The sequence below is a fragment of the Pseudomonas sp. R15(2017) genome (genome assembly GCF_002112685.1).
Classification (GTDB): Bacteria; Pseudomonadota; Gammaproteobacteria; order Pseudomonadales; family Pseudomonadaceae; genus Aquipseudomonas; species Aquipseudomonas glycinae.
The window spans coordinates 1-2462 of the sequence record NZ_NEII01000028.1 but is presented as its reverse complement, the minus strand read 5'-3'; the positions used below and the strand labels follow the sequence as shown (position 1 = coordinate 2462).

2 protein-coding genes are annotated in these 2462 nt (G+C 60.9%); both read left to right on the top strand.

Going from position 1 to position 2462, the window contains the following annotated elements; genetic code table 11:
* Nucleotides 1–96: 96 nt before the first annotated feature.
* Nucleotides 97–612: an Hcp family type VI secretion system effector gene (locus CAF77_RS28675; RefSeq protein WP_003226246.1), complete on the top strand. Its 516-nt coding sequence runs from the start codon at nucleotides 97–99 to the stop codon at nucleotides 610–612.
* 126 nt (nucleotides 613–738) lie between these two features.
* A partial coding sequence (locus CAF77_RS28670) for a type VI secretion system tip protein VgrG (protein WP_085655805.1) occupies nucleotides 739–2462 on the top strand: 1724 nt, incomplete at its 3' end.

The following is a 2462-nucleotide window of genomic DNA, read 5'->3' as shown; positions in this document are numbered from 1 at the left end:
CACCAAAAGCTGGCACGCTCCTTGATAACAGTCAGGCACCCACCGGGCGATTTCGCCTCCCGGGCACCCTAACTTTATCCGCAAGGAGCACCTCCCATGGCAACACCAGCGTACATGTCGGTTACCGGCGAAAAACAAGGCCTGATCACTGCCGGCGCTTTCACCGCCGACTCCGTTGGCAACACCTACCAGGAAGGTCACGAAGACCAGGTCATGGTTCAGGCGTTCAGCCACGACGTGATCATCCCGCGTGACCCGCAATCCGGTCAGCCAACCGGTCAGCGCGTTCACAAGCCAGTGATCATCACCAAGGTCTACGACAAGGCTTCGCCTCTGCTGCAAGCCGCTCTGACCTCCGGCGAGCGCATGAGCGAAATCGTTATCCAGTGGTACCGCACTTCGGCTCAAGGTACCCAAGAGCACTACTACACCACCAAACTGGAAGACGCGATCATCGTCGCCATCAACAACAAAATGCACAACTGCCAGGATCCAGGCAACTCGCACTTCACCCACCTGGAAGAAGTGCAGTTCACCTACCGCAAAATCACCTGGACCCACGAAGTATCCGGTACTTCGGGTTCCGATGACTGGCGTGCTCCAGTCGTTTAATTACGGCTGATCGTTTCAAGCATCGGCCAGCTCTGCTGGTCGATGTTGTTTACGCCCCTCCAGAATTTCGCGTTCGTCGACCGATAACGGTCGACGAACGCCGCTGTACAGCACGAGGAACAAGGGATGTTCGCGCCGGCCAATGAAACCCACTTTGCCCTGACCATCGAAGGTCTTTCCGCCGACTTTCAGGTGTTTACCCTGAGCGGCCGGGAAGCCATCAGCCAGCCTTTCGTATTCGAGGTGGAGCTGGTCAGTGAGCAGCCGTCGCTGAACCTCGAAACCCTGCTGCACAAACCGGCCTTCCTGCAGCTGTCGCCCGACGGCAGCGGCATCCACGGCCTGATCTACCGCGCCGCGCAAGGCGATTCCGGCAAGCGCCTGACGCGCTACTCCGTGACCCTGCGCCCGCAACTGGCGTACCTGGCGCACCGAATCAACCAGCGGATCTTCCAGAACCTCAGCGTGCCAAAAATCATTGGCAAGGTTCTCGAAGAGCACGGCATCCAGGGCAACGCCTATGCCTTCCAGACCGGCTCGATCTACCCTGATCGCATCTACTGCGTGCAGTACGACGAATCGGACCTGCATTTCATCCAGCGCCTGTGCGAAGAAGAAGGCATTCACTACCACTTCCAGCACAGCGCCACGGGCCACAAACTGGTGTTCGGCGATGACCAGACGGTGTTCAAGAAACTGGCGCCGGTGGCCTATCAGCAGGACTCCGGCATGGTCGCCAGCAACCCGGTCATCAAACGCTTCGACCTGCGCCTGGAAACCCGCACCAGCCGCACCACCCGCCGCGACTACGACTTCGAAAAACCGCGGATCACCCTCGAAAGCGAAAACCGCGGCGACGCCCTGCCCGACCTCGAGGACTACGACTACCCGGGCCGTTTCGTCGACCGCGAGCGCGGCAAGCACCTGGCCAAACGCGCCCTCGAACGCCACCGCAGCGACTTCCAGCTCGCCGAAGGCAAGAGCGACCAGCCGTTGCTGGTCAGCGGCCATTTCCTCGCGCTGAAAGAACACCCGAAGGCCAAGTGGAATGATCTGTGGCTGCTCACCGAAGTCCACCACGAAGGCAAACAGCCGCAGGTGCTGGAAGAGTCGGTGACCAGTGACACCACCGCGCTCAAAGACGATTTCCATCAGGGCTACCGCAACCGCTTCCAGGCCACCCCGTGGGACGTGCCGAACCGCCCGCCCCTGCGCCACCCGAAACCGCGCATCCTCGGCAGCCAGAGCGCCGTAGTCACCGGCCCTAAAGGCGAAGAAATCCACTGCGACGAATACGGCCGCGTCAAAGTCCAGTTCCACTGGGACCGCGACGGCCAGGCCGACGACAAGACCAGCTGCTGGCTGCGCGTGTCTTCCGCCTGGGCCGGCGCCCAGTACGGCGGCATCGCCATCCCGCGCATTGGCATGGAAGTGCTGGTCACCTTCCTCGAAGGCGACCCCGACCAGCCGCTGATCAGCGGCTGCCTGTACCACAAGGAAAACACCGTCCCGTACGCCCTGCCGGCGAACAAGACCCGCACCACCTTCAAGACCCTGAGCTCGATGGGTGGCGGTGGCTTCAACGAACTGCGCATCGAAGACAAGAAAGGCCAGGAACAGATCTTCCTCCACGCCCAGCGCGACTGGGACGAGAACATCGAACACGACCAGAAAATCCGCGTCGGCAACGAACGCCACGACGTCGTGGAAAAGAACAGCTACACGGAATTCAAGGCCGAAGAACACCACACCGTCTACGAAGACCGCAAAGTCGAAGCCCGCGCCAACGACCACCTGACCGTGGGCGTGAACCAGCACATCAAGATCGGCACCGGGCAATTCATCGACGC

Bases quoted from the DNA above. Each gene is read 5' to 3' on its own strand.
- CAF77_RS28675 (WP_003226246.1), top strand. From the start codon at position 97: ATGGCAACACCAGCGTACATGTCGGTTACCGGCGAAAAACAAGGCCTG.